Annotated in this window: 27 protein-coding genes; 14 read left to right on the forward strand and 13 right to left on the reverse strand. The window is 59.0% G+C overall.

Going from position 1 to position 22,644, the window contains the following annotated elements:
- Positions 1-109 precede the first annotated feature (109 nt).
- Positions 110-2,251 carry a sodium-translocating pyrophosphatase gene (locus NKH04_RS16055; RefSeq protein ID WP_352501522.1) on the forward strand — a complete coding sequence of 714 codons (2,142 nt, stop codon included), beginning with the start codon at positions 110-112 and terminating at the stop codon, positions 2,249-2,251.
- Positions 2,252-2,374: 123 nt separating this feature from the next.
- On the opposite strand, the gene NKH04_RS16060 is transcribed toward NKH04_RS16055, so the two are convergent.
- A complete protein-coding gene (locus tag NKH04_RS16060) occupies positions 2,375-2,908 on the reverse strand; it encodes an outer membrane protein assembly factor BamE (protein ID WP_352472003.1) in 534 nt (177 codons plus the stop codon).
- 114 nt (positions 2,909-3,022) lie between these two features.
- On the opposite strand from NKH04_RS16060, the gene NKH04_RS16065 reads away from it, so the two are divergent.
- The 7 genes from NKH04_RS16065 to NKH04_RS16095 all read left to right on the forward strand — a co-directional run bounded on the left by NKH04_RS16065 (position 3,023) and on the right by NKH04_RS16095 (position 7,957).
- Entirely contained in the window at positions 3,023-3,562 is a 540-nt protein-coding gene (locus NKH04_RS16065; RefSeq protein ID WP_353044537.1) for a ubiquinol-cytochrome C chaperone family protein, read from the forward strand.
- Between the two features lie 40 nt (positions 3,563-3,602).
- The gene (locus NKH04_RS16070) at positions 3,603-4,151 is read left to right on the forward strand and encodes a YceD family protein (RefSeq protein ID WP_353044538.1); all 549 of its coding nucleotides are present in this window, start codon (positions 3,603-3,605) and stop codon (positions 4,149-4,151) included.
- A 123-nt stretch (positions 4,152-4,274) separates the two neighbouring features.
- A complete protein-coding gene (gene plsX / locus NKH04_RS16075) occupies positions 4,275-5,345 on the forward strand; it encodes a phosphate acyltransferase PlsX (protein WP_352472001.1) in 1,071 nt (356 codons plus the stop codon).
- Positions 5,346-5,354: 9 nt separating this feature from the next.
- Entirely contained in the window at positions 5,355-6,326 is a 972-nt protein-coding gene (locus NKH04_RS16080; protein WP_353044539.1) for a beta-ketoacyl-ACP synthase III, read from the forward strand.
- 104 nt (positions 6,327-6,430) lie between these two features.
- Positions 6,431-6,754 (forward strand): integration host factor subunit alpha, encoded by a 324-nt coding sequence (locus NKH04_RS16085; protein ID WP_023717292.1) that lies wholly within the window; start codon positions 6,431-6,433, stop codon positions 6,752-6,754.
- Between the two features lie 244 nt (positions 6,755-6,998).
- Complete coding sequence (locus tag NKH04_RS16090; protein WP_023674511.1) at positions 6,999-7,541, forward strand: MerR family transcriptional regulator; 543 nt, start codon at positions 6,999-7,001, stop codon at positions 7,539-7,541.
- A 74-nt stretch (positions 7,542-7,615) separates the two neighbouring features.
- Positions 7,616-7,957 carry a hypothetical protein gene (locus NKH04_RS16095; RefSeq protein WP_352472000.1) on the forward strand — a complete coding sequence of 114 codons (342 nt, stop codon included), beginning with the start codon at positions 7,616-7,618 and terminating at the stop codon, positions 7,955-7,957.
- A 126-nt stretch (positions 7,958-8,083) separates the two neighbouring features.
- Here the strand turns inward: NKH04_RS16095 and NKH04_RS16100 are convergent, their stop codons facing one another.
- Complete coding sequence (locus NKH04_RS16100) at positions 8,084-8,275, reverse strand: hypothetical protein (protein ID WP_023674514.1); 192 nt, start codon at positions 8,273-8,275, stop codon at positions 8,084-8,086.
- Positions 8,276-8,592: 317 nt separating this feature from the next.
- Between NKH04_RS16100 and NKH04_RS16105 the strand changes: the two genes are divergently transcribed.
- Positions 8,593-8,871, forward strand: coding sequence for a helix-turn-helix domain-containing protein (locus tag NKH04_RS16105; RefSeq protein ID WP_352471998.1), 279 nt, complete (start codon positions 8,593-8,595; stop codon positions 8,869-8,871).
- A 119-nt stretch (positions 8,872-8,990) separates the two neighbouring features.
- Positions 8,991-9,449 carry a YbaK/EbsC family protein gene (locus tag NKH04_RS16110; protein ID WP_352542413.1) on the forward strand — a complete coding sequence of 153 codons (459 nt, stop codon included), beginning with the start codon at positions 8,991-8,993 and terminating at the stop codon, positions 9,447-9,449.
- Between the two features lie 38 nt (positions 9,450-9,487).
- On the opposite strand, the gene NKH04_RS16115 is transcribed toward NKH04_RS16110, so the two are convergent.
- The 3 genes from NKH04_RS16115 to NKH04_RS16125 all read right to left on the reverse strand — a co-directional run bounded on the left by NKH04_RS16115 (position 9,488) and on the right by NKH04_RS16125 (position 12,105).
- A complete protein-coding gene (locus NKH04_RS16115; protein ID WP_023674517.1) occupies positions 9,488-9,682 on the reverse strand; it encodes a hypothetical protein in 195 nt (64 codons plus the stop codon).
- Positions 9,683-9,850: 168 nt separating this feature from the next.
- A complete protein-coding gene (locus NKH04_RS16120) occupies positions 9,851-10,084 on the reverse strand; it encodes a hypothetical protein (protein WP_352542414.1) in 234 nt (77 codons plus the stop codon).
- 854 nt (positions 10,085-10,938) lie between these two features.
- On the reverse strand, positions 10,939-12,105 hold the full coding sequence (locus tag NKH04_RS16125; RefSeq protein WP_353044540.1) for a tyrosine-type recombinase/integrase: 1,167 nt from the start codon (positions 12,103-12,105) through the stop codon (positions 10,939-10,941).
- A gap of 565 nt (positions 12,106-12,670) precedes the next feature.
- Between NKH04_RS16125 and NKH04_RS16130 the strand changes: the two genes are divergently transcribed.
- A complete protein-coding gene (locus NKH04_RS16130; RefSeq protein WP_353044541.1) occupies positions 12,671-12,892 on the forward strand; it encodes a helix-turn-helix domain-containing protein in 222 nt (73 codons plus the stop codon).
- Between the two features lie 176 nt (positions 12,893-13,068).
- On the opposite strand, the gene NKH04_RS16135 is transcribed toward NKH04_RS16130, so the two are convergent.
- On the reverse strand, positions 13,069-13,584 hold the full coding sequence (locus NKH04_RS16135; protein WP_353044542.1) for a hypothetical protein: 516 nt from the start codon (positions 13,582-13,584) through the stop codon (positions 13,069-13,071).
- On the opposite strand from NKH04_RS16135, the gene NKH04_RS16140 reads away from it, so the two are divergent.
- From NKH04_RS16140 to NKH04_RS16150, 3 genes are all read left to right on the forward strand, one after another.
- On the forward strand, positions 13,574-13,930 hold the full coding sequence (locus NKH04_RS16140) for a hypothetical protein (protein ID WP_353044543.1): 357 nt from the start codon (positions 13,574-13,576) through the stop codon (positions 13,928-13,930). The genes NKH04_RS16135 and NKH04_RS16140 overlap by 11 nt on opposite strands.
- 85 nt (positions 13,931-14,015) lie before the next feature.
- Positions 14,016-14,312, forward strand: a complete 297-nt coding sequence (locus NKH04_RS16145; protein ID WP_353044544.1) for a hypothetical protein — start codon at positions 14,016-14,018, stop codon at positions 14,310-14,312.
- Positions 14,313-14,948: 636 nt separating this feature from the next.
- A complete protein-coding gene (locus tag NKH04_RS16150; protein WP_353044545.1) occupies positions 14,949-15,098 on the forward strand; it encodes a hypothetical protein in 150 nt (49 codons plus the stop codon).
- 409 nt (positions 15,099-15,507) lie between these two features.
- Here NKH04_RS16150 and NKH04_RS16155 read toward each other — a convergent pair whose 3' ends face one another.
- The 7 genes from NKH04_RS16155 to NKH04_RS16185 form a co-directional block, all read right to left on the reverse strand.
- Positions 15,508-17,388, reverse strand: a complete 1,881-nt coding sequence (locus tag NKH04_RS16155; RefSeq protein ID WP_353044546.1) for a phage tail protein — start codon at positions 17,386-17,388, stop codon at positions 15,508-15,510.
- A gap of 28 nt (positions 17,389-17,416) precedes the next feature.
- Complete coding sequence (locus NKH04_RS16160; protein WP_353044547.1) at positions 17,417-19,507, reverse strand: hypothetical protein; 2,091 nt, start codon at positions 19,505-19,507, stop codon at positions 17,417-17,419.
- Entirely contained in the window at positions 19,497-19,895 is a 399-nt protein-coding gene (locus NKH04_RS16165; RefSeq protein ID WP_353044548.1) for an HK97-gp10 family putative phage morphogenesis protein, read from the reverse strand. Before NKH04_RS16165 ends, NKH04_RS16160 begins: the two co-directional genes overlap by 11 nt.
- A complete protein-coding gene (locus NKH04_RS16170; RefSeq protein WP_353044549.1) occupies positions 19,885-20,307 on the reverse strand; it encodes a hypothetical protein in 423 nt (140 codons plus the stop codon). The genes NKH04_RS16165 and NKH04_RS16170 overlap by 11 nt, the downstream gene beginning before the upstream one ends.
- 92 nt (positions 20,308-20,399) lie before the next feature.
- A complete protein-coding gene (locus NKH04_RS16175) occupies positions 20,400-21,164 on the reverse strand; it encodes a trypsin-like serine peptidase (RefSeq protein WP_353044550.1) in 765 nt (254 codons plus the stop codon).
- 444 nt (positions 21,165-21,608) lie between these two features.
- Positions 21,609-21,950, reverse strand: coding sequence for a P27 family phage terminase small subunit (locus tag NKH04_RS16180; RefSeq protein ID WP_353044551.1), 342 nt, complete (start codon positions 21,948-21,950; stop codon positions 21,609-21,611).
- Between the two features lie 222 nt (positions 21,951-22,172).
- The gene (locus NKH04_RS16185; RefSeq protein WP_353044552.1) at positions 22,173-22,643 is read right to left on the reverse strand and encodes an HK97 family phage prohead protease; all 471 of its coding nucleotides are present in this window, start codon (positions 22,641-22,643) and stop codon (positions 22,173-22,175) included.
- Position 22,644 lies beyond the last annotated feature (1 nt).

Consider the following 22,644-nt stretch of genomic DNA (forward strand, 5'->3'; position numbering starts at 1 on the left):
TCGCATAAGCCGCTGCGAAGGGACGGATTCCGGTTGCGGAAAATTCGTCCCCTGTCTCAACGGCCCGGGGAGGGGTTCTTTTGGGCCACCAATCGAGGAAAATTCGGCAATGACCATAATTTCAGCTGTCATCGCCTGCGGTCTGCTTTCAGTCCTTTACGCCATCTGGGCGACACGTTCGGTCCTCGCGGCCGATCAGGGCAATGCACGCATGCAGGAAATTTCCGCGGCCATCCGCGAAGGCGCTCAGGCTTATCTGGCGCGCCAGTACACCACCATCGCCATCGTCGGCGTCGTGGTCCTGCTGCTTGCCTGGTGGCTGCTTTCGATCACCGCCGCCATCGGCTTCCTGATCGGCGCCGTTCTATCGGGTGCCGCTGGCTTCATCGGCATGCACGTCTCGGTGCGCGCTAATGTGCGTACCGCGCAGGCGGCTTCCAACAGCCTCGCTGCCGGCCTCGAGATCGCCTTCAAGTCGGGCGCCATCACTGGCATGCTGGTTGCTGGCCTGGCCCTGCTCGGCGTCTCGATCTACTACCTGATCCTGACCCAGTTCATGGGTCTGCAGCCAAACGATCGCGTCGTCATCGACTCGCTTGTTTCGCTCGGCTTCGGCGCCTCGCTGATCTCGATCTTCGCCCGTCTCGGCGGCGGCATCTTCACAAAAGGCGCCGACGTCGGCGGCGATCTTGTCGGCAAGGTTGAAGCCGGCATTCCCGAGGACGATCCACGCAATCCGGCCACCATTGCCGACAACGTCGGCGACAATGTCGGCGATTGCGCCGGCATGGCCGCCGACCTGTTCGAGACCTATGCGGTGACCGTGGTCGCCACCATGGTCCTCGCCGCCATCTTCTTCGGTGGCACCGACGTTCTCGGCGCGGCCATGCTCTATCCGCTGGCCATCTGCGGCGCCTGCATTCTCACCTCGATCGTCGGCACTTTCTTCGTCAAGCTCGGTTCCAGCGGCTCGATCATGGGCGCGCTCTACAAGGGCCTGATCGTCACCGGCCTGCTGTCAATTGTCGGCCTTGCCGTGGCCACCTCGGCATGCATCGGCTGGGGTGAGATCGGCACCGTCGCCGGCATGACCATCACCGGCACGAACCTGTTCATCTGCGGCCTTGTCGGCCTTGCGGTGACCGGACTCATCGTGGTGATCACCGAATATTATACCGGCACCAACAAGCGTCCGGTGAACTCCATCGCCCAGGCCTCGGTCACCGGTCACGGCACCAATGTCATCCAGGGCCTCGCGGTCTCGCTGGAAGCGACGGCGTTACCGGCGATCGTCATCGTCGGCGGCATCATCTCGACATACCAGCTCGCCGGCCTCTACGGCACGGCGATCGCGGTGACGACGATGCTTGGCCTCGCCGGCATGATCGTCGCGCTCGATGCCTTCGGCCCGGTCACCGACAATGCCGGCGGCATTGCCGAAATGGCCGGCCTACCCAAGGAAGTGCGCCAGTCAACCGACGCGCTCGACGCTGTCGGCAACACCACCAAGGCGGTAACCAAGGGCTACGCCATCGGTTCGGCCGGCCTCGGCGCGCTGGTGCTGTTCGCGGCCTACTCTAACGACCTGAAGTTCTTTGCCGCCAATGGCGACAAATACCCCTACTTCCAGGGTATGGGCGACGTCTCCTTCGACCTCTCCAATCCTTACGTCGTCGCCGGCCTGATCTTCGGTGGCCTGATCCCGTATCTGTTCGGCGGCATCGCCATGACCGCCGTCGGCCGCGCCGCGGGTGCTATCGTCCAGGAGGTGCGCAAGCAGTTCCGGGAGGATCCGGGCATCATGGCAGGCACCTCGAAGCCGAACTATGCGCGCGCCGTCGACCTTCTGACCAAGGCAGCGATCCGGGAGATGATCGTTCCGTCATTGCTGCCGGTGCTGGCGCCGCTGGTGGTCTATTTCGGCGTCCTCCTGATCTCCGGTTCGAAGGCATCCGCCTTTGCCGCGCTTGGCGCCTCGCTGCTCGGCGTCATCGTCAACGGCCTGTTCGTCGCCATCTCGATGACCTCCGGCGGCGGCGCCTGGGACAACGCCAAGAAGTCGTTCGAAGATGGTTTCGTCGACAAGGACGGCCTCAAGCACATCAAGGGCTCCGAAGCGCACAAGGCTTCGGTGACCGGCGACACGGTCGGCGATCCCTACAAGGATACTGCCGGCCCAGCGGTCAACCCGGCGATCAAGATCACCAACATCGTCGCGCTGCTGTTGCTGGCCGTTCTCGCGCACGGCTAAGCTCGGTCGCTATGGCCTTAAAACAAAACCCGCGGGATCGCTCCCGCGGGTTCTTCATTGCCTGAGATATGCCGCTTACAGGGAAGCGAAAGGAACGGAAGGAAGCCGACACCCTCGGGTGGATCAGCTGCCGCCGAGCGTGCTGCCGCCGCTGGCGCCGGGAATACCAGGCGCCAGCTTGCTGGCGCCACTGATGATCTGGCTGAGGAAGTTCTGGTCCTTGCCGCCGGTCGGCGTGGTGCGCGAGATGAAGTCGAACACCTTGCCGTCTTTCAAGCCGTAATTGGCGATCTGGGTGACGCGCCCGTCATCGCCAAAATAGACCGCCAGCACATGCTGGTCGACCAGCCGCGGCTTGTCGAAGGCGACATAGCGCTTGCGCGTCTGCGAAATGTAATAAAAGGCCTCGTTATCGAAGGTCGCCTTCGTCGAGGGAGTGCCGAGCGCCAGCAGCACCTGTTCGCGGCTTGAGCCGACCGGCACCAGGTCGATCGCCTGCTGGTCTATGACGTAGCCTTGCGTCAGCGTCTCGCTCGGATTGAGATCGCCGATCATCTTGGACGAATTGCAGGCGGAAAGTGCCGCAGCGATCACCAGCAGCGAAACCGCACCGCCGGGCTTGGGCAGGAAAGTCGACTTGAATTTCAGCGCGCGCAACTACAACTCCATAAGCTGGCCGCAACTTGCGCTGGGCCGCAAAACCGGTAAACCAGCTTGCTTGCCGATGCAACAAGGCCACTTCAACAAACGGTCCCGGGAGACCACCCTCAAATGTTCCAGCGCCTCTTTGGCCGCGAACGACATGCCAACCGCGCCATCACCGAGGCGCTTTACGCACAAATCGTGGCGGCGGCGCGGCAAACGGTGTTTTATTCCGCCTGGAACGTACCGGACACGCCGCTCGGCCGCTTCGAGATGCTGTCGTTGCACATGTTCGTGTTTCAGCACCGGTTGCGCGGCGAGGGCGGTGCTGCGGCAGAGGTTGCGCAGGTGCTGATCGACGAGTTCTTCATGGATGTCGAACATTCGTTGCGTGAATTGGGCATTGGCGACGTCGGCGTGCCGAAGCGAATGCGGAAACTGGCGAAAATGTTCTATGGCCGTACCGCCGCCTATGATGATGCGCTGCAAAGAAATGACCATGATGCACTCGCCGTCGCCCTTGCCCGCAATGTCAGGCCGGATGCCGGCGCCTGGCCGCAAGCGTCGCAACTGGCACTCTATGCCGCCGATGCATCAAGGCAACTCGCGGAACAGCCGACCGAATCGATCGTTTCCGGAACGGTGTCATTTCCCGTGGCCAACGCTTGAGCGACGGCAGGCCTATGAAGGTGGCGAAGTGGAGGCGAAGATGAAACACCCTGATACCCACAGCCCAGTGTCATTCCTGGCAAATGTCGCCCGGCTGCCGCAAAAGGGGCTGCCGGTGGTGATCGATGCCGACGCTGGGCAGCGCGCCCTGCTGGCCGTCGAGCACGAGCTGCTTTCGGTCGAGAATTATCGCGCCGAACTCCTGGTCGAGCCCTGGAAACGCAACGGGGTGAAAGTCAGCGGCCATGTCGAGGCCGATATAACGCAGGCCTGCATCGTCACCCTCGACCCGGTCGAGGCGCATATCGACGAGCCGGTCGAAGCGCTGTTCCTGCCGGAGCAATCCAAGCTCGGGCGGCAAGGTTTCGACGGCGGCGGTGAGATCCTGCTCGACGCCGAAGGCCCGGACAGCCCGGAAACCTTTTCCGGCGATGCGATCGACGTCGGGGCGCTTGCCGAGCAGTTCTTTGGCTTGGCGATCGATCCATATCCGCGCAAGCCGGGTGTATCGCTGGAGGCCGCCGGCGATACCGAGCCTGTGGAGAATGAATTCCAGCAAAAGCTCAGATCACTGTTGGGAAAATCCTGATGGCTGACCCAATTTGAGAAAAGTTGGTTGTGCGGCAGCCCAAAACCGTTATTTTCGCCGAACCTTCGCGAGCCCCGCACCTTGGCAAGCCCGCTGGCCAATCAACCGTGAGATGAACACCGCGTGATCAGGATTTCCATCGATGCCATGGGCGGCGATCACGGGCCAAGCGTGGTGATCCCGGCGCTCATGACTGTCGCCACCCGCCGTCCGGATATACGCTTCGTCATTTATGGGCGCGAAGAAGTGGTACGGCCCGAACTCGCCAAATTCCCTAAGCTGGCGGAAGTGAGTGAGTTCGTGCACTGCGAGATCGCAGTGCGGATGGACGACAAGCCGAGCCAGGCGCTGCGCCATGGCCGCTGGAAGTCATCGATGTGGAAGGCCGTCGAGGCGGTCAAGGCAGGCACTGCCGACGCCTGCATCTCGGCCGGCAATACCGGCGCGCTGATGGCAATGTCCAGATTCTGCCTTCGCACCATGGCGACCATCGATCGCCCGGCAATCGCGGCGCTCTGGCCGACATTGCGCGGCGAGAGCGTGGTGCTGGACGTCGGCGCCACCATTGGCGCGGATGCGCATCAACTGGTTGACTTTGCCATTCTGGGCACCGGCATGGCGCGCTCGGTTTTCGGCATCGAACGGCCGAGCGTCGGGCTGCTCAATGTCGGCGTCGAGGAGATCAAGGGTCAGGAAGAGGTCAAGGAGGCGGGTCGTATGTTGCGCGAGGCCAACATGGCCTCGATGAACTACCATGGCTTTGTCGAGGGTGACGACATCGGCAAGGGCAGTGTCGACGTCGTCGTTACCGAGGGATTTGCCGGCAACATCGCGCTGAAGACGGCGGAAGGCACCGTTAGGCAGATCGCCGGCTATCTGCGCGCGGCGATGAACCGGACGCTGATGGCCAGGATCGGCTATATCTTCGCCAAGACCGCCTTCGATCGCCTGCGCGAGAAGATGGATGTCGGCCGCTCCAATGGCGGCGTCTTCCTCGGATTGAACGGCATCGTGGTGAAGAGCCATGGCGGGGCTGATTCGGATGGCTTCGCGGCGGCGATCGAGCTTGGCTACGACATGGTGCGCAACAATCTGCTTGACCGCATCGAAGCCGATCTCGACCTGTTCCATGCCCGCAATCCGAATGCCCAGACAATCCGGAAATCCGACGTCGTCATCGACGCAAAGGAATAGGAAAGAGCATTGATCAGATCCGTCGTGCGCGGCACGGGCGCCGCGCTGCCCCGCCGCATTATGAAGAATGCCGATTTCGAAGGCATGGTCGAGACGTCGGACGAGTGGATCGTCCAGCGCACCGGCATTCGCCAGCGCCACATTGCGGCCGACGACGAGACGACGGCCTCGCTGGGCGAGGCGGCAGCGCGCGCGGCCCTCGACAGCGCCGGCCTGACGGCTGACGATATCGACCTGATCGTGCTGGCGACCTCGACGCCCAACAACACCTTTCCCGCGACCGCGGTCGAGATCCAGAACCGGCTCGGCATGCACCACGGTTTTGCCTTCGACCTGCAGGCGGTCTGCTCCGGCTTCGTCTATGCAGTGACGACCGCCGACCTCTATATCCGCGGCGGCTTGGCCAGACGGGTACTGGTGATCGGCTCGGAAACATTTTCGCGTATTCTCGACTGGAACGACCGCTCGACCTGCGTTTTGTTCGGCGACGGCGCCGGCGCGATGGTGCTGGAAGCAGGCACGGGGGCAGGCGGCATCGCCGACCGAGGCGTTCTGGCGGCCAGCCTGCGCTCCGACGGCATCCACAAGGACAAGCTTTTTGTCGACGGTGGGCCGTCGACCACCGGAACGGTCGGGCACCTCAGGATGGAAGGCCGCGAAGTGTTCAAGCATGCGGTCGGCATGATCACCGACGTCATCGAGGCGACGTTCGCACAGGCCGGCATCGGCGCCGCCGATCTCGACTGGTTCGTGCCGCATCAAGCCAATAAACGAATTATTGACGCTTCGGCCAAAAAGCTCGGGATAGAGGAGCGGAACGTGGTGGTGACCGTCGATTTGCACGGTAATACCTCGGCGGCTTCCGTGCCGCTGGCACTGTCCGCAGCCGTCGCCGACGGTCGCATCAAAAAGGGTGACCTGGTACTGCTCGAGGCGATGGGCGGCGGCTTCACCTGGGGTGCCGTCCTGCTCCGCTGGTAAGTGCCGAACTATCGGGTTCGGGTCCTTGACCTTGACGGATCAATTACTTAGGTTCTGCCGTTGCTTGTATCGATTTATGTTTTTGAGCTGATGGGACGGTTCGTATGGGGGGAAAGACACTTACGCGCGCCGACCTCGCCGAAGCCGTTTACCGCAAGGTTGGGCTGTCACGTACTGAATCGGCCGAGCTTGTCGAGGCGGTGCTGAATGAGATCTGCGAGGCGATCGTTCGCGGCGAGACGGTGAAGCTGTCGTCCTTCGCGACCTTCCACGTCCGCTCCAAGAACGAGCGCATCGGGCGCAATCCCAAGACCGGTGAGGAAGTGCCGATCCTGCCGCGCCGGGTGATGACCTTCAAGTCGTCGAACGTACTGAAGAACCGTATCCTGCGCTCCCATCAAAACAGCAAAGCCAAGGGCAGCAAGTAGCCGCCCAATCCCCCTTTGCCAAGAATCATGCTCCAGGCTTCGGTTGAAAAATGAACCCTGCTTTTGCGCCGGGCTTGAATATTGTTTCATAAACCGCTGAAATAAGATGCGATTCGGTAGGCCGGATCGGTATTGGGTGTGATCCGTTCCGCCGGGACGGAAAGCTGCTCTCTTTGTTAAGCGTGATGTCGCCCGAACCCGGTTCCCGCCTTTCGCGATCATGCTCTAGCGTGAGGATTCGTCCATGGACAAGAGCCCTGATGCTTTCCGCACCATCAGCGAGGTCGCGGAGGATCTGGATTTGCCGCAGCACGTGCTGCGTTTCTGGGAGACGCGTTTCAACCAGATCAAGCCGATGAAGCGCGGCGGCGGCCGCCGCTACTACCGTCCGCAGGACGTCGAACTGATCAAGGGTATTCGTCATATGCTCTACGACCAGGGCTATACGATCAAGGGCGTGCAGAAGCTGTTGCGCGAGAACGGCAACCAGTTTCTGATCGCCGTCGGCAGTGGCGACATGGCGGCGGTCGAGGCGATCTCGCAGCGCCGACAGGCCGACACGGTACCGCTGACGCAAGCGGCGCAGCCGCGCGGCCCGGACGACGAAATGCTGGTTGGCCAGCCGAGGGTGAAACCCAGCCGTCGTTTTTTCGGTATAGGCAAGACCGACGAGGAAGGTCCGGTTCCGCCGGACACGTCAAAACTTTCCCGTGACAATCGCGCGTTGCTGCAGGAGGCGCTGTTCGACCTCCTGGAATGCAAGCGCCTGCTAGATCAGGTTCGCTAGAGCCCGCCGGGTTGACCGGAACGGTCTTCAGGGTCATGCGTTAGGCTTCCTTCTGCAGATGAAGGAAGCACGTCATGGCATCGCTTTCGAGCATCTCCGACACCGATCTCAACAAGCAGGTCGCGGCCTTGGCCAGGGAACTGGCCACCTTGAAGAAAGCCGTGTTGAAGCAGGGCGGCGCCTTTTACGAAGACGGGCGCGATACCGCGTCGGATTACTATTCGGATATCACTGAGCGGCTCGGCAACGCCTTGCCGGCAATCAGAAGGCAAGGCCGGGCGATCGAGAAGACCGCCCGAGATCACCCGGCGACGGTGGCCGCTGTCGGGCTGGTTCTGGTCGGGCTCGTCGCCAGTCTGTTCCTCGGCGGCCGACAGCAAAACGCGCCGCGAGCGCGTTCAAGGTCCGCACGTTAAGAAAAGCAAATGGCGGTGGTCAGCGGACCGCCGCCATTTTTCGCCGACACGGCAAACCCGGCAAGCGCGCCGCCCTTGATCCAGGACCAGAACGCCTGATTGCGGGTTGTTCGCCCGAGGGTGTTTTCAGTACTTCTTCGCGACAACCTTCTTGTGATGGTGGCGGTAGTGGTGGACGCGGTGATGGTAGTGATGGCGGTGATGCTTCTTGACGGTGGTGTGCATCGTCGTCGCATTCGCGCTGCTTGCGCCGATGATCGGCATCGAGAGTGCAAGTGCGATTGCAAGTCCAAGAGCGGAGAGAAGAGGCTTCTTCATGACATCATTTCCTTTTTGCGCAGGCGGAATTTGAGCGTCACTGATTCAGGTCGGTGACTCGAGCGCTGCGGTTGGGACTATCGCCTTGGAGTTTTTCGGCAGTTTTTCCGGCCTGTAGAATTTCGTTTCCGAACTGTGTCTGCTGAGGATCCGGCCAGATGTCAGCTCGCCGGCATCCGCCATCCATTCCGGCGTCGGTTCACGATGCCGTGACGCTATCTTTGATGCTTGGCAAATCACCGGCGAGCGGGCATTCTCCCGATCGTCTCAGGCAACAACATGATTTGATCTAACTCTTTCATCCCACGGAGTTGCCAATGCCCCAAATAGCAAAACGCGAACCTTACTCCGAACTGGCGGCGAGCGCGGTTACGCCTGAACGCAGTGCCGTCCGAACCGCCCGGGAAGCCCGTGGATACAGCATCGAAGAGCTGTCCCTGGCGTGCGGGCTGGCAGCCTATGAGATTGCCGATGTTGAAAGCGGCAAGGATGCCGATCCCTCGAAACGTCGGCGTATTGCCTCCGCGCTTCAACTTCCGGAAAGCGCTCTGTTTGACGAAGCCGTGTTGCCTGCCAAAAGGCGATCCGTGTCGTAGCGACGTGTCATGCTTTTATTCCACGAGCTCGCCATGGGTCGCCCTGGCGGGCTTCGTTTTTTCGGCCACGTAGTGGACTTGCCGGCCGCCACGGCGACGCCAGACGGAAATTGCCGGAGATGAGCCTCGAATCCGTTCGCGCCTTTTTCGCCGCACACGCGCCCGACATTGACGTCATCGTCACGGAGGCAAGCTCGGCGACGGTGGCTCTGGCCGCCGAAGCGCATGGCGTAGCGCCGGCGCAGATTGCCAAGACGATCTGCTTGCGCGCCGGCGACCAGACGATGCTGATCGTGGCCAGCGGGATCTCCAGGCTGGACAATCGCAAATTCAAGGACCAGTTTGGTGGCAAGGCGCGAATGCTGGACGCCGACCAGGTGCTCGCCGCGACCGATCATCCCGTCGGTGGGGTGTGCCCGTTCGGCCTACCGGCGCCGCTCCCGGTCTACTGCGACATCTCGCTGCGCGCCTTTGACGAGGTCGTCCCGGCGGCAGGCGCGACGAATGCCGCCGTGCGGCTCAGCCCGCAACGCCTGGCCGAACTCGTCGACGCCGAGTGGGTGGATGTGTGCCAGTAGCGATTTATCCGGGTCGTGGGATCCGCTGAGCATTACCGCTACTCGGTCTTCTGTGGCTCTTCTTTTTTGATCGTCTGAGCGTCCGTGACAGTCGACATATCGGCCTTCTCGACGCTTGCTGTCTTCGTCTGCGTGTCGACCGATGCCTGGACCTTGGAATGCGCGGGGCAATCCGCAGAGGCAGCTGATATGGACATGGTCAGTGCCGCGGCTATTGCGAGGAATGTCTTCATGATCATTCTCCTCTTTCGTTCGATGGGTAAAGTTAGCCCGTCTGGCACCGACCGCAAAATCACATTTGTTCACAACGCGCTCCTGCGCACACGGAAGCCGACGCTGGGCCAGTGATTCAGACGTTGGGCCAGTAATTCAAATGGCTGCGCGGATAGCCGCTTGCCGTATCAAGGCCCACTGTCTCCCGCCGGAGGATTTTTGGCGTTAAAGATCTCGCCGCTCAGAGCCAGTCTCAAATCTTCGGCGCTGAGCTGACCACTTTCAAATAAATCCATCACTCTGCGGCCGAGCACTTCTCTGCCTGGATCTCCATCAGCGAGGCCTAGTTCACGGCATCGGGCATCAAGTGCCTTGGTCAACATGGTCAGCTCGGCAGGACAGGCAACTCCTTGAAGCGACATTGCATCTCTCCCGAAAAGGGCGAAAGCGCGTGGCATCTTCGTAGCGTCCGCTCGCCCTTACAACTGCGGACGACGGCAATTCAACTAGAGCCAACCTTTTTCGAACTCAACATTCAAACGTACCAAAACGCCGCGCGCTCCAATGGGAGGATCCTGCTACAATACGGTATGGCCGTCCGAATAGCGGTTGTCCTCGCGCTTCTTTTCGCCTTCGCCTACGGTTTCGCAAAACTCGCGGAACATTATCGCAGCGTTGGCGACAGGCCCTCTCCGTGTGAAGAATTGCCCTATCCTGATTGTCCTGACCAAAAAGCTCCTCCCCGGGAAGAAACTGAGCCTTGAGCGCGCGCCTGTTCAGGCCAGGCCAGCCGTCGGGATTGAATTAGTTCTTTCCAACCGACGGTTGGTGGACGCATTGCAGCTGATGCGCCTAGGGTTCAGTACGATCCGCGCGCACCGGGCATGCCCAACCCCCGAGTCACCCCTGCCTGATGCAAGGCGCCTGATCGAGTCCCGCCGTTCTGGCATGTGCGGCGGGACCTTTTCTCACGATAAAGGTTGGCGTACGCAGCAAAGCTTACCTAGCCATTACCGCGCGGTTTCTCGGTGGGCTTCTGGCTAGACGCCAGCCTCCGTGCCTCGCGCACGAGTGATGCGTGATCGATTCCTCGATGAGATCACGCGCCTGCGTATGTTGCGCCGGCTGCAGTGCGGCTATTGTCTGTACAGCCAGTTTGGGGGAAAACTGGCTAAGCCTTTGGATTTTAATGGTCGGAGTGGCCGGATTCGAACCGACGACCCCTTGACCCCCAGGAAATTGGGCATAACGGGAATTAGTGTTTAGCTTCATGCCATTACGCCGTTTTTGGCTTTCGGGTTCGGGACTTTGTTCGGGACTTCAATGCAGCATTTTGCAGCGACTCCATCGCGGCCGCCACCTCTTCGTCAAGCACATGAGCATACCTAGTCGTGGTCTTGATATCGGCGTGGGACAGCGCTTTCTGGACCGTTTTCAAATTGCCTGTGGCCCGTAATAGCTTGGTGGCCAAGTCGTGGCGGAAATCATGAAATCGAAAGTCCTTGACCCCCGCCGTCTTGCGGATCCTTTTCCACTGGGAGGTCAATCCGCTGTATGTGATCGGATAACGCTGGCCTTTTACTCGCTCCTCGCCATCGCCCTTGTAGGATGCGTCGGGCTTGCGTGTTCTCTTGGCTTGGTAGGTGAATACCCATTCCTTGTGGTGGCCGCGCAACGGTAAAAGGATTGCCCGAACAGCAGAGGTGAGGGCGGTCTTGACCATGCGGCTGCCCTTACCTGTCGTGACGATCCAACCAGTTTCCCAATCGACTTCGCTCCACCGCAGAAGACACTCGTCCAGGCGGAGACCGCTGGCGCGTTCGAACTCAAAGACCGGAGTATAGTCTGACCGGGTTGCCAGCCGAAGCGCGGCGCTTTCCCCGGTGTGGAGTTCACGAACACGCTCTCGCGGCTCAGCAAGGAAATGATCTCGCCAGACTGGCTCGGCAGGGAATGTGTGACGCCACGTGCGCTTGGCGCGGGTGAACATCTTTTTGAGCACCAACGTGGTTGAACGATTCACCGTGGCCGGAGACACTAATCGCATTGGCTTGCCGTCCTTCGTCTCTGCTTTGCCCCAAGCAGTTTGCGCCCGACGCCACTGCACCAACTTCGCAACATCATCGTCGGTGATTTCCACCAGCAGTTTGCCCGGGCCGAAGTAGTCGACAAGCCGGCCGAGATCAGTCCAGGTCGTCTTGGCATTGGCATGCCGTTCGCCGATCTCGCGCCAATAACGAGCCGCTGCATCGTCAATGGTTAGGGGACCGCCTTTGGCGGCTTTGGCGGCTTGGATTGCTGCCTTCGCCTTCGCACGATGGTCTCGTTCTATTCCGCGTGCGTCGCGTTCATTTTTGCTGCCCGTAGAGCCATGAAACCGCTGGCCGGCAAGTTGGAAGTCATATTGGTAGAACGGGCTGCTTTTGGGTTTGTAGACGGACAATTACGTGTCCTCCTCAATTCAATGAAACTAATCACGTCATTTGGAATGAAGCTCATGCGCGGCCGAACAACACCGCGCCCCGCCGGGACGTATGCAAGCTCTCCCGCCGTCACGTGCGCAAGCAGCGTCTTAGTTGTAATGCCTAATGCCGCGGCAGTCTGTTTTGACGTCCACAACAGTGTGGCAGGCGTATTATCATTTGCAGCGGTGCGGCTCATGCGGTTCTCCTCGGCGGACGTGTGGGCGGTAGAAAGAACCCCGCACTAGGCGGGGCTTTGTCGAAGGCCGCGCAAGGCGGTCAATGCGCGCGGTAACTCCAAGTCCCCGCAACGTAGTCGGGACCCATGGCGTTAGCGGCTTCGGTCGCCGTCTCAATGTCGGCCGCCTTTCCGATCCATTCAACTGGGATGCCACGCTCATTCACCCTCGACACGCTGTACACGTGTCTCATTCTGCTGCTGTCGTTAACTGTCTGCCCGCGCATCTGATTCTCCTCGTTGCTTTACGGCTATCAACCGAATATGTTGATACGCCTGACGCAAACCCGCGTCAACAGAAAATGTTGATGAGCATGACGCCCTTGCAATGCCGTGCCGCCCGCGCCCTTCTTGACTGGACGCAACCGAAGTTAGCCGATGCGGCTAAGCTTGGTCTGTCCACAATTGTCGATTTCGAGAAGCAGCGCAGGGGGACGATATCCGATGACGCCAAGGCCGCCATCCGCACGGCGCTGGAGGCGGCCGGCGTCGAGTTCATAAACGGCACTGGCCTGAAGCTGCGGACATAGAAAAGCGCGCCCCAGTTACCACGCTAGAACGCGCCCTGATTGTCGAAGCGTCGACAATCGGTTCGACAAAACCGGCCCGCCCGAACCGGCACGCCACGTGCAAGATAGATCGTTAAGTGACTTGCGACAAGGCAAGTGCCGATTCGAACTGGTCATGTCGTTCCGTCGACTGGAACTCAGGCTGCTTTTCGAATCGAGGCTACTAGGCGAATTCGAGATCTGAGCCGCAGAGCGCCTTCAACCATTAGCCTCGTTTCGCCAGCGCATTCGCCGCCATCCAGAGATACCTGGTAGATATCTGGACCTCGCTTTCCGCGGTGTCGGACGTTGGTGTGCGTCCTGCCTTCGATGACGCCGGGGAAGGACCCATTTGCACTTTCGACTAGTTCCCCGATTTCGTAACGGAAGTTGTCGTTGTGGGAGAGCATTTTCCTCCGTCTAAAGCGAATAATCATTTTCTGCATCCTCAATTTTAAACAACTGAAGTGAGCGCCACGCTCAATCTCCGAGATGATGATGCAGGAACCGGCGCGCAGACCACAACGGAGCTTCGTTCGATTCTTGTGAATAGGCGAAAACGCCTTTTTTGCAGAAAGATAAAAGGCGAAAACGCCTCCTTTTCGAGCGTCGTTGCTTTGTGATTGCATCCGTGCAAACTGGCCGAGGGCATTGGGGGGCAGCATGAAAATCAAGGTATATGCGCTTACAGTCGTATGCGTTTTGTCGGGCTGCGCTACTCGCTCGCTCGACATCAAGTCGGCGCCGGTCACATCCAGCGCGTACGCGGGGAAATCCTGCAGCCAGTTGGAAGGCGAACTCTACAAAATGAATTCCGACCTGGCGCCGATAATGGCAGAGCAAGACAGAACCGCCCGCCACGACGTTGACGGCGTGTTCTGGGTTGGCCTGCCGGTTGGCAGCATGATGGATAAGACAGACATCAAAGCGCGCGAAGCTAAGATCGCAGAGATGAAGGGGAATATGGATGCGATTAACGCGGCGCGCCGGAAGGGCGGCTGCGTGTCCGGCACTCTGTAGGCCATTCCACAGGACTAGCATTCGGCATATTAGCTGCATCTTGACTAAGATCCTGCACGCCCCAGACTCATGGAATGGCGCGGGCATGGGTATTGGTGACGTGGTGGCGATCACAGCCACAGTCCGCAGACGGGTCACTGAGGACCGCGTCAGCGTTTCCATCCCGAGCTATAGCTTTCCGCATTCCATCATCGATCATACAAAGGTGAAGAAGGGGCAGGAGATCGAGCTTGCCGGCGAGATCACCCGCATAGACGAGGAAGGCGGCAGGGTGACCGTCGATCTGGGACCGCTGGTGACGATCGACATCGACAAGATCAGGCTGGTCGAGAAATACCGGCCGCCGAAGCGCAAGAAGCCGCTGCGCGACATGGTGGACTAACTCGCCGGCCGCATCTAACCACCCGACATCGGTGCCGCGTGCGGACGCTCCCAATCGGCCGGCCTATTGTTAAGCAGATTGAGCGCACGCTTTATGTCCCGATGCAGATGGTCGAGAGCATCCCAATGCTCACCAAATGGCTTGAGCGACAACTGCGCACCGCGGAGTTCCACCGTCAAAAGCCATGCCTGCCGTTCGATTTTGGCAAGATGGAATTCTGAAATGGTTTCGTGTCGGCGACGGTGCGGCATTTCCTATGATAGGAATATATTCCAAGCCAGGTCAATCTCAGAACAAAAAAAGAACCTGACTCTTTGACGCAGAATCGATTCGAGCTATGATTTGCGACGGGTTGTCGCAAGGATTCGACTTACAAATTATTTAGTAACGCTGTTGACGGTTGGGGATAACGGGTGTATTTTTGGTGAAACGCCGAGACGCTCCGTTATTATAGTAGACAGCGCGTAAAATTTGGCGCAAAAAAGGGCAGCCTCCGAGATTCGGGTGCTGCCCTTGTTTAGTTTGCGGTCACGGTTGATGGCGCCGGAGGCAAGCAAAAACCGCGATTGCTCAGTCTAGCAGCCGAGTAGATAGCGCCCGAGGGTCCTCATAGCAAGCCATCAAGGAGAAGCCCCAATGGGCAGCAGGAAGACGTTTGATATCGGCAGAGACTCTGGAACCGGCCAATTCATCCCGGTGAAGGAGGCTGAGGCCAACCCTCGTGAGACGACCGTAGAGCGGGTGCCGAAGCCCGGTTACGGCGACACCAAAAACGACAAAAAGTGAGAAAACGGCCCGTCGCTTAATCGTGGCGGGCCTCTTTTCTTGCGAGTGGACTCATTATGAAAAAAGCTGAATGCGAAGATCCGATTCGCTCCTTGGCCACAACCTGGGCTAGGGAAACGGGTGTGGGAGCCGACGATCATCCGAGCTTTTCTAGCTTCAAGACTTGGCTAGGGGTTAAAGGGTATTCAGGGTATCTCAAATTCCGATCGACCGCGGGAGCGGATTACGACGCCGAAGCATGGTTTGATGACGAGCTTGGTCAAAACTGGCGACGTTAAGGCGCGGTTCATGGCAACCCGACCAAGTCTGGCCAACCGCCCACCGAGCGTGAAAAAGCGGCCCTCATAATCTGCAGGCCTGCCGTTGAGAAGGCTGAGCGCCTGCCGCATATCGGTGTGAAGCCGTAAGCCTAAATAATCGCGAGGTATTGGCTGTTGCTGGTTATGCTGAAGTTCATGCCGGGCGTAGCGGTCAGCGTGTAACTTTCCGTCCAGTCACCAACGCGCCCCGTTTGCGTAACGAACCGCAACTGGAACTCGTACTCTCCGGTGTCACTAATGATGAAACCGGTTGCCGCAGTTGCACCAGGCTCAACGGCAATCGTCGTCCAAGCCACGTCGCTCACAAGCCTACCGTGTGCCTCGATAATGAGTGCTGCTGTTGGGGAAGCATCGAACGTCAGCGAAGCATAGTTACCCGTCACGCCGCCAACCGTCTGCGGCGTGGCTACGACAACCAGCCCAGTAGGCAGCGGAATGGTGTCGTCAACGACAGTGTCTTCCGAAATAGGCTCTTCGCCCTCTTCGGTCGCCGCGTCCCAATCGTAGGCCTCGGAAGGCATAGACTGAACCTGCAGCGTGACGGTCGTTAGAATGCCGCCTTCGCCCAAGTCGAACCGGAAGTCCGTAACCTCAAACACTTCGTCAATGGCGAACAGAGGATAGGTTATGCGGATAAAACGCTCACCAAACGCCGCAAGGCCGCGGAGATTGCATTGGAATGAGCCAACCCAATTCGGCTTAGCCCGATAGGCGGCAAGCTTCATGTGCCTGCGTGCCTGGCCGTGCGAGGGTGCCATATTGAACGTCAGGTCAGAGACAATTTCGCCGCGGAGCGCGACGTCCTCGTCATCAATCCAGCGATCGGCATCCGTCGCTTGGTAGTCATGCGTTGGCGAAAGATATGTGGCCGTAATGACATTCGCGGTGGTCAGGATATCAAGACCGCGCGACAGTTCCGAAAAGCCAACGATGGCATCTTCGTCAATCGTTACCGTAGGTTCAACCCACGTGCCGACATCTAGCGTCACGCCGCCGTCTGGCGTTGGCACGATGCGCGAGTCTGAGCACGCAAGCATGCGGCCCAACACGTCGGCGGGCCGCTCACTGAAGTTGTAACTGCCCCACAGGCGCCAGCGGCTTTCCGTGCCGCCCGCCTTGCGTGGAATAAGGTCTGCGCAGCGATTGTATGCGGCAAGCCAGCCTGCTGTGGCCTGCGTTGTCGTCATCAGCGAAACCGGAAGGCGCATGCCGTCCGAATGTGTCATGTAATCTCGAATGATCGTCGCGGCGTTGTCGGACCAGGCTGTTAGCCCTGTCGACGGCAGAAAAACCTTTGAGGCACGCGCAACAATGCGATAAAGCGTTTGCGCAGCATTGGGGAATACTTTTGAGAGGTACTCAGCTGCGACGCCGCTCTGCCGCGCGTAGAGGCTCGAAATTCCGTTTCCAGTGTGCGCCGAAGTCCACTCTGGGAAGACCGCAGTCAGCTCAGCATATGAAGTCTGTGCATCAGAGCCAATCCTCGTCAGAATGCGGAGGTCGTGCTTATACGGTTCGTCATTAACGACGCCATCGACGTCTGGCGTAACGACATTGTCATCGACCCAAATTTCCTCAATAGCATCTAGTTCGCCCGTGCCTATCGCGATTACTTTATGAAGGTTACCGCGGCTACTCTCGCCGAAAACCCAAGGGCCGCTCGCCTTAACGCGGCCATAATGGCGCGTGCGTGCCGCAGTAGGGTTCTTAATTGAAGCTTGGACATCTTCCGGCTTCGGCTGCTTCGGCGCGAAAATGACGGACGAAAGATAGGATAGGCCGACAGAAATACCGATGCCAACCGCGCCTGCTATGGCGCTAATAACGGCTGCGGATCCGGCCAAGCCGAACGTAACAGCGTTTGACGCGAGCGCCAGAAATACGAGACCTTCAAGCCCCGTGCGTCCCTGCTTTAATGTGCGCGGACTGTTTCCTTCCCACGGAATAAGGTCGGACATCTTCCATTTCATAAGGTCCACGCCTTCCAAAAGTTAGAGTTTAGAGGGACCGCGATTGCGCATTTGCTATCATTCCGGGGAGATTCTTCTTTGTGGTTTTTTGGCCTTCTTGGACCGAAGCCCGCACAATGCCAGGTGCGGCACGTCGAACGCTGTCTTGTGACACCGACTGCACGAATGGCAGCAGGTTGCCGTTGTTGTCCGCGGAGACGCCGACGACCACCTGCATAACGTCCTGTGAATGGCCGTGGCTTCTGGACAGCGATGGCGCACTAGCGAGGCTGCGCATTAGCGACATAAGGGACGCGCCGCCCTGTAGGCTGTCCTGCGTGCCGCCGCTACCAATACCGGCTAGCAAGCCACCCTTACCTTTGCGCATGGCCTCGACGGCCTTGACGCCGCCGTGTCGCCTTACGTCGTCCTGCGAATAGACAACCTCGCCTTTGTGGACAATGCCCGCCGGCTGGTTCTTGCCGCCAGGCCCGGTGTAGCCGCCGCTGTCGAAACCAAAGAAACTGAGTGCGCCCTGTACCCAACTGCCAAAGCCTCCGCCGCCGGCTGCGCTGTTCGCCTGCAGGATGGCGTCGATTAGGTCATTCTCGATCTTATCGACAATCTTGCTGAGAGCGTTCATGGCGATGTTGGCGAAGTCCTGCCAGTCTAGCTTTCCGTCGTCCAGCGCGGAACGCATGTCGCTGAAAATCCCCTTCAGCACATCGCGCTGCAGATCCTGTGCTTCTTGCGCCTTTCGCAACTGGTCTGCCTGCTCAGCGTAAGCCTGAGAGACCGCATCGATTTGGGCAATTTGATCGGGCGAGAGCTGCGCGTTTTGCCAGTCGGCATCGCCCTTCTTGCGGGCTTCTTCTCGTACCTGCTTCAAGGCCTCTTGCTCGAGGTCGAGCGCGGTCTTGCGTTCCGTCTCCTCAACAAACGATAGGCCAAGTGCCGCCATCTCTTCACGCAGGGCAGCGGTGCGATCTTTGGTGGCCTGAATGCTTTCGCTGATCCGGTCATCTGCAGTCAGCGATGGCGCATGCGCTGCCGCCTTGGTGCCTCCACCGCCCGAGGGAATCGAAACAACGGTCCTGCGTGGCGGCGCACCGAGTCTGTCGCCTTTCGGCGCGGCAGGGCCAAAGTCCATATCTTGTACGCTAAAGCCATCCTTCCACGGTTGAGTGCCGTTGACGGCCGCAGCATTCATCGCGCGACGTAACTTATCCGCCGCCACGTCTTCGGGAGAGATGCTGGCCAGATTATTCCAAAAGCCCTCGAATGAGTTCCACGCTCCCTCGATGGCGCCCGGAAGCGCTTCGAATCTCTCGATTAAGCTTTGTACGGTCTGGATGCCTTCAACCACTTGGGTTTTGAAGACCGAATCCATTCGCATGGCCAAGTCATCGAAGGTGTCGTCAACAGCTGCGGCGGCGCGCACGAGATCATCGCCAAGGACGACGCCGGCTGCCTTGGCCGCTGCCGTGACCGCGTCCAAGCCCTCCGAACCGGCGCGCAGAAAGTTGACCATGTCGCCGCCACCGCGACCGAATGCAGTTGTCGCCAGAAACATCTGTTCGGTTTCGGAACCGGCGTTTTTGATGAGGTCCGCGTAGGCAGCAAGTAAGTCTGCGACGGGGCGAATGCTACCGTCGGCGTTCTTGAGCGCGACACCGTTCTGCTCCAGAATCTTGCTAAAGTCGTTGCCCTTCGCACTGGCTTCGCCGATCGTCTTAGTGAACTTAGCCAGCGCATCGTCCAGGCTGGCCGCGTCTACGCCGGCAAGCTGCGCACCGTAGCGGAATGCCTCGAGCTGCTCCACCGGCAGGCCGATCTTATCAGCCGCATCGGCCAAGTCGCCAAGGCCGCGGACAACCTCACGGACAGCGCCGGGCAGCGTTGAAAGGCCGCCAAGGAGCGCGCCGAATCCGAACGCTGTAACCAAGGTCTTTCCGATGCCACCAAGCTTCGCCGCGGAGGCAGCCATCGTGGACTCGAGCTTTGCGGTCATCTGGGTGCCGCGCTTTTCGATATCTCCTAACTGGCGATCGGCTGTGGCGGTCGCCTTCTTCAGTTGTTTCTCAAACGCGGTGACTCGTGCCTCTAGGTCGACCGACAGTTTTGGCGTGTCATTTGCCATAGGCCTCTTTAATTCCCTTGGTGATTGCACGCTTAATGCGCGCTCTAATGCGTTTCTTTGTCAGTCGAAAAGCCGGCCAGAAGAACGGGTTGGCGGGCATGTTTTGCGTGCCGAATTCTTGGCCGAGCGCGTAGTCGTAGTCTCCGTCTCCGGCACGCGCCGCCACGGTAGTCGTGTCGCCGCCCGCGGTAATGGAGCGCGTAAGCTCCGCTGTCTGCCGCCACTGGATGGATGCCTGCAGCGTGCCGTCCTCCCGGGGCGCCAGGCTTCGCTGTGCGGCAACAAGCTCGTTGGCGCTGGTGTCTAGTGCGACCTTTGCAGCGCGCTTTGCTGCGGCGGGCAGCGCCTTCAGGCGCCGTTCGAAGTCCCTGAGACCGTTATTCGCCATCCGCCGTGCCATCGCTGAAAATTGCGTCCGCAGCAGTGATGCCGAAGAGCGCACCGGCAAGAATGGCCTGCGCGAGTAGTGCATACTGCGCGACAGGATTAGTGCTCAATGTGCGCTTAATGAGCGGCGCGCAGCCTTTGAAATAGCTGTCCAGCAGCCCGGAATCGGTTGGGGTCATGTGGCGCAACGTGCGCGAGAATTGCCTAAGCTCTTTCAGCCTATCCGCCGGCACCGAGGCGAACCTTAAGACCGTCTTAAGGTTGTCGACCGTCCATTTGCCGCCCGTGATCCGCATGAACATTTCAATTGCAGGCAGCCCGGCGTAGGCCTCGAATAGCGGCAAGTCTTGCCGGTCAATTTTAAACGTTAGGTCGCGGCCGCCAAAACGGGCGGTTACAGAGTTCAGGGTCATATTGGGGGTTCCTAAAATGAAAAGGCCGCCTCGAAGGGCGGCCTTAGATGATGTGTGCTTCGGGCGCACAGCGGATTTGAAATGATTCTGCCTTACGGCATCGGCGACCCTATGAGCTCAAAGACCTTGTCCATCGGTTCCACGATAGTGTAGCCTGAATTTTCGATTGACACGTTAACTGTTCCAAAGTGCCTACTCACCGTTTCTTCTATGAATGGCACGAATTGACTGACAACGCCTAGTCCGAGGTACTTGACCAAAATTGGGTTTATCCGCCGAGCTTCAAGAACCAGCCCGCCAGAATTCCCTTGATAAGCTGGCGCATCTACAATGATAGTTCGATTCACGCTGTTGAATCCAGCAATGCAGCCGCGTCGCAACAAGGGCTTAAATGGTTCAAGTTGACCCTTTTCACCGATTGATTCCGGATATCCAAATAGAAATATATCATTTGAAAGACCAGCATGGCCGATTGAGGTGATATTCATCAGGTTAATTCCAGTAATTATCACATCAGGCTTACAATCAAAATCGAAATACACAGTAAAATTACCATCTACTATCTCCCCAAGCTTCAATGCCGCGACATCAGCTGTGGCGTGCGATAACAAGTATCCCTTTGCCTGAAGTTTGACCAAGTTGGCTTTAATAGTGAACTGATGTGATAGCTTGGAGGTGTAAAAAGTCAATACTATGGAAGGATGAGAGAGCGTTCCGTCTTGCTCAAACAGAACATGTTTTGCCGTCACCAGCCAACTAGCATCTGGACCGTTTAGGAAAAATCCGCTGCCAGACCCGTTCGCTCCCGATATATGGACAGGATAATTGAGATTGTTTTCAGGCAATGTTGTCTGCATACCCACCTCCCTCTTGCACCCTATCAAAAGTAACGGGTTTTTCAATCATAAGTAAACACGGTTCCCCTGGCCTACCGGGCTAGACCCGCTCCCCTTTCAACAGTAGCCCATGCCGCGTCAGGTATCCTGCCTGTGTCTCGTCTTCCAAGAATGGTGACTCCAGTTGCGCACCATGACGCCGCTCGCCAGCGTAAGGCAGCGCATACCGCCACCAGTTCAAGGGGCGGGTCCCGGCCGGATTCGTCTTCAGCCACTCTCTGACTGCGCGTTCGCCGTCCTGTTGCCAACACTGTCTAAGCTCATTGTCTAAAAGAAAATACTCGAACTCGAGCCAGCCATCATGGCTAGGATCTTGCTCAGGCGGGAGTTCTCCATCGCACGACCATATAATCCATGCATCCGAAACCGTCTGTTTTCGCTTAGATTTTCTCATCTTTCTGGGCATTAGTAACCTCGATTGTCGGCCAGAGCGGGCGGTCGTGGTGCTTCGTTGCCGTCAACGTCGCCCAAGCAAAGCTCTCGTAGCAACCGCGCGTAGGCCAGCCTTGAGTCCCTTTCGATGGCAACGCAGGGATGGGCGCGCGGGCAACCGAAGCGGTCGGTAAATACGACACCCTCCACGGCAAGCCTTTGCCGTGCTTGCTCTCCGCGGTCCAACGCCTCGCACGCCAGCACGAGTAGGTTCATGTCGTGGTCTTCTAGATCGAAGTCATTGACTACTGATCGGAACCACTTCCGAGCCGCTGCGGACAGGTGCGCAGGCGGCTTTTTTGCCTTTTCGGCCATTGTTTTCACCTCTATGGAATCTTGATTGAACCGGGGAGTCGCTTGCGCGCACAGTGGACCGGGCGCGGTACGCAAAAAAGCCAATCGGCGCGATATGAAGACCCCCTTGGGGGGCCTCGCGCGCTTGCGCGCACGCGAGGGAATTCCTGTAATAGCGATAGTTGATGACTACGCAGCCGGTACGTGACTGGTGGTCTGCCGATCGCGACTAACCCCCATCATTTACGCCGCCTGCTTAATCCGGCTGAGGATACCGATTGTAGTCTGGTGCGCGCCGCGGTCACAGATTGAGACCTCGAGGAGGCGAGCCGCCGTCACGATGCGGAGTGGTCGATGGCCTGTTCGGTCCCATCGTTCATCACTCGCCTTGAACGAGATAGACCAGGCCCTCAGCGGGCCATGCCTGGCGGCAAGCAGCAGGTCGTCGCCGTCCGGTATCATGTCCGTGTCGACTTCAACCCACAGGCCTGTGCTGGTGGCGCGGAGGCGAAACGCGTTGCCAAGCCTAACTAGAGGCTCTGTACGCATATGGTTCCGGCAGAGCGGCAGGTCCTCAGGCCACGTTAGCGACCCTTGATGAAACACCTCGTCGAAGCCCGGTCGCACGGCAGACGGCACGCCCCACTGAAGCGCATAGCCGCATACAGTGCGACTGCCTGGTAGGGGTGGCTTGCCGCTTTCAGTGAACCACACA

This window comes from Mesorhizobium sp. M1365 (assembly GCF_040317865.1).
In the GTDB taxonomy this organism is placed as follows: Bacteria; Pseudomonadota; Alphaproteobacteria; order Rhizobiales; family Rhizobiaceae; genus Mesorhizobium.

What these genes read in the sequence shown, in the direction of transcription:
- NKH04_RS16055 (WP_352501522.1), top strand. Translation starts at nt 110, where the DNA reads ATGACCATAATTTCAGCTGTCATCGCCTGCGGTCTGCTTTCAGTCCTT.
- NKH04_RS16065 (WP_353044537.1), top strand. Translation starts at nt 3,023, where the DNA reads ATGTTCCAGCGCCTCTTTGGCCGCGAACGACATGCCAACCGCGCCATC.
- NKH04_RS16070 (WP_353044538.1), top strand. Translation starts at nt 3,603, where the DNA reads ATGAAACACCCTGATACCCACAGCCCAGTGTCATTCCTGGCAAATGTC.
- NKH04_RS16085 (WP_023717292.1), top strand. Translation starts at nt 6,431, where the DNA reads ATGGGGGGAAAGACACTTACGCGCGCCGACCTCGCCGAAGCCGTTTAC.
- NKH04_RS16090 (WP_023674511.1), top strand. Translation starts at nt 6,999, where the DNA reads ATGGACAAGAGCCCTGATGCTTTCCGCACCATCAGCGAGGTCGCGGAG.
- NKH04_RS16095 (WP_352472000.1), top strand. Translation starts at nt 7,616, where the DNA reads ATGGCATCGCTTTCGAGCATCTCCGACACCGATCTCAACAAGCAGGTC.
- NKH04_RS16100 (WP_023674514.1), bottom strand. Translation starts at nt 8,275, where the DNA reads ATGAAGAAGCCTCTTCTCTCCGCTCTTGGACTTGCAATCGCACTTGCA.
- NKH04_RS16105 (WP_352471998.1), top strand. Translation starts at nt 8,593, where the DNA reads ATGCCCCAAATAGCAAAACGCGAACCTTACTCCGAACTGGCGGCGAGC.
- NKH04_RS16110 (WP_352542413.1), top strand. Translation starts at nt 8,991, where the DNA reads ATGAGCCTCGAATCCGTTCGCGCCTTTTTCGCCGCACACGCGCCCGAC.
- NKH04_RS16115 (WP_023674517.1), bottom strand. Translation starts at nt 9,682, where the DNA reads ATGAAGACATTCCTCGCAATAGCCGCGGCACTGACCATGTCCATATCA.
- NKH04_RS16120 (WP_352542414.1), bottom strand. Translation starts at nt 10,084, where the DNA reads ATGTCGCTTCAAGGAGTTGCCTGTCCTGCCGAGCTGACCATGTTGACC.
- NKH04_RS16130 (WP_353044541.1), top strand. Translation starts at nt 12,671, where the DNA reads ATGAGCATGACGCCCTTGCAATGCCGTGCCGCCCGCGCCCTTCTTGAC.
- NKH04_RS16140 (WP_353044543.1), top strand. Translation starts at nt 13,574, where the DNA reads ATGAAAATCAAGGTATATGCGCTTACAGTCGTATGCGTTTTGTCGGGC.
- NKH04_RS16145 (WP_353044544.1), top strand. Translation starts at nt 14,016, where the DNA reads ATGGGTATTGGTGACGTGGTGGCGATCACAGCCACAGTCCGCAGACGG.
- NKH04_RS16150 (WP_353044545.1), top strand. Translation starts at nt 14,949, where the DNA reads ATGGGCAGCAGGAAGACGTTTGATATCGGCAGAGACTCTGGAACCGGC.
- NKH04_RS16155 (WP_353044546.1), bottom strand. Translation starts at nt 17,388, where the DNA reads ATGAAATGGAAGATGTCCGACCTTATTCCGTGGGAAGGAAACAGTCCG.
- NKH04_RS16160 (WP_353044547.1), bottom strand. Translation starts at nt 19,507, where the DNA reads ATGGCAAATGACACGCCAAAACTGTCGGTCGACCTAGAGGCACGAGTC.
- NKH04_RS16165 (WP_353044548.1), bottom strand. Translation starts at nt 19,895, where the DNA reads ATGGCGAATAACGGTCTCAGGGACTTCGAACGGCGCCTGAAGGCGCTG.
- NKH04_RS16170 (WP_353044549.1), bottom strand. Translation starts at nt 20,307, where the DNA reads ATGACCCTGAACTCTGTAACCGCCCGTTTTGGCGGCCGCGACCTAACG.
- NKH04_RS16175 (WP_353044550.1), bottom strand. Translation starts at nt 21,164, where the DNA reads ATGCAGACAACATTGCCTGAAAACAATCTCAATTATCCTGTCCATATA.
- NKH04_RS16180 (WP_353044551.1), bottom strand. Translation starts at nt 21,950, where the DNA reads ATGGCCGAAAAGGCAAAAAAGCCGCCTGCGCACCTGTCCGCAGCGGCT.